Below are 1,400 nucleotides of genomic sequence, written 5' to 3'. Positions count from 1 at the left end.
AGGCGACCTTGAGGACCTGAGTCCGGTATTCCACCGGGCTCAGGTTTTTTAGTCGTCTCTTAATACGACGATGGTTATAGTACTCGATATAACGCTTGAGCTCACATTTGAAGTGGTCCATGTCATCGAACTCCTTGAGATATAGGAGCTCTGACTTGAGCACGGCGAAGAAGCTTTCGATGGCTGCGTTGTCGAGACAGTTTCCCTTACGGGACATACTTTGCGTGATGCCGTGCTCGTGGAGCGTATCGATGAACGCTCGGTATTGATAATGCCAACCTTGGTCGGAATGGAGGATTGGTTGGGCTTCTCCATCGAGCCTTCTGATTGCCTGGTCCAACATTTCGCCGACGAATTGGTATGTGGGACGGTCCGACATGGTATAGGCAATGATCTCACGGTTTCCCAAGTCCATCATCGGCGAGAGGTAGAGCTTCTCCCCGAAGAGGTGAAACTCAGTGACGTCGGTCACCCATTTCTGGTTCAGGCCGGAGGCCTTAAAGTCCCGTTGGAGAAGGTTAGGCGCGACCTTCCCGACTCGCCCCTTATAGGAGCGGTATCGCTTCATGCGGACGAGGCACTTAAGCCCGAGCTCGTTCATGAGACGGCGTATGGTCTTCGGGTCGTGCCGGAAGCCCTGGCGTTCGAGGAGTGCGTGGATGCGACGATAGCCACATCGCCCCTCGTGTTCGTGGAAGAGGGTATGGATGGCTGCCTTCACCTCCGCATACTTGTCTTCGCCCGTCAGGCGCGTCCGCCAGTAGTAGTAGACGCTTCGGGCCATACCGAGCACGCGGAGGAGTCCCGGGACGGGATAGATCGCCCGCAACTCGTCGATCACTTGCGCCTTGATCCGGTTCGTCGCGCGTTCTCTTCTTGAACCAAGGCTCTCAATTTTTTTAACGCAGCGTTCTCCATCTCGAGGTACTCGATTCGCTCCTTGAGCTTCTCAACCTCTGTCATCTCTTCAGGATTCTTTTTGCGTCTCGCCATCGGGGCACGTCCTTTCGGTCTGGCGACCAGACCCTCGACCCCTTCCCGTTCATACGTTGATCGCCAGTTCGAGATCATCCCTGGGGAGGAGATTCGGTATTTTATAGCCGCCTCTATGCGGGACAGCCCGTTGGTCGCCATGTCATTTAATACCTCCAGTTTAAATGTCGGCGAGTGGGTTGTATAGGAAGGATCGAAGATCGTCTCCCCCCAACTTTCATAGAGACGCGACCAGTCACGGATCAGTTGACGCGCTATCCCGAATTCTTTCGCCACACCTTGGTATCCGTCTCGTCCCGTCAGATAACGTTCAGCGACCTGGATTTTAAACGCCTTCGTATATTTGACCATAAAAAACACCCCATAAAAGTTGGATTTTCATGTCCAACTTTTATGGGGCAGTTCAT

General features: G+C 53.6%; 2 protein-coding genes. Both read right to left on the bottom strand.

Features of this window, described 5'->3' with window-relative positions; genetic code table 11:
- On the bottom strand, positions 1 to 841 hold an 841-nt coding region (locus tag KNP93_RS15935), incomplete at its 3' end, for an IS3 family transposase (RefSeq protein ID WP_426355359.1).
- Positions 838 to 1,344, bottom strand: coding sequence for a helix-turn-helix domain-containing protein (locus KNP93_RS15930; protein ID WP_455551098.1), 507 nt, complete (start codon positions 1,342 to 1,344; stop codon positions 838 to 840). The genes KNP93_RS15930 and KNP93_RS15935, both read right to left, overlap by 4 nt.
- Positions 1,345 to 1,400: the final 56 nt, after the last annotated feature.

Origin of the sequence: Exiguobacterium sp. s166 (assembly GCF_018618855.1) — a bacterium.
Taxonomy (GTDB): Bacteria; Bacillota; Bacilli; order Exiguobacteriales; family Exiguobacteriaceae; genus Exiguobacterium_A.
The sequence above is the reverse complement of the archived record's forward strand: the minus strand, read 5'-3'. Positions and strand labels throughout refer to the sequence as shown.

Excerpts from the sequence above, each read along its gene's own strand:
- KNP93_RS15930 (WP_455551098.1), bottom strand. The coding sequence starts at position 1,344 with ATGGTCAAATATACGAAGGCGTTTAAAATCCAGGTCGCTGAACGTTAT.